Genomic DNA, 341 nt, shown 5'->3' with positions numbered 1-341 from the left:
CGACCGAGGTGACGCTGTCCGCGCTGATCCAGCACAACTACGACATGCCCGACTACGGCGTGCTCGCGGTCAACGGCCATCCGGCGCCAGTGCCGAAGAACACCTTCTATGGCCTCACCGACGATCGCACGATCCAGGACGTGCAGACCGTGTCCGCGCGCATCGATCATCGGGTCAACGATGCGCTGACGATCAGCAACCGCACGTCGTTCTCGCACTCGATGACCGATGCGCGCGAGACGGCCGCGAACGCGGTGCTGACCGGGCCGCTGTCGTCGAGCACCGCGCTGACGAACGGCAACTACACGTCGTTGCCGATGTCCGCGCTGTACGTGAGGCTC

The 341-nt window shown here is 65.4% G+C and carries 1 pseudogene; it reads left to right on the top strand.

Annotation, left to right across the window (positions count from 1 at the left end):
• Positions 1-341 (top strand): annotated as a pseudogene (locus tag SB751_RS28830) (TonB-dependent siderophore receptor); the annotation flags it as partial.

This window comes from Cupriavidus sp. SIMBA_020 (genome assembly GCF_046535395.1).
In the GTDB taxonomy this organism is placed as follows: Bacteria; Pseudomonadota; Gammaproteobacteria; order Burkholderiales; family Burkholderiaceae; genus Cupriavidus; species Cupriavidus campinensis.
The sequence above is the reverse complement of the archived record's forward strand: the minus strand, read 5'-3'. Positions and strand labels throughout refer to the sequence as shown.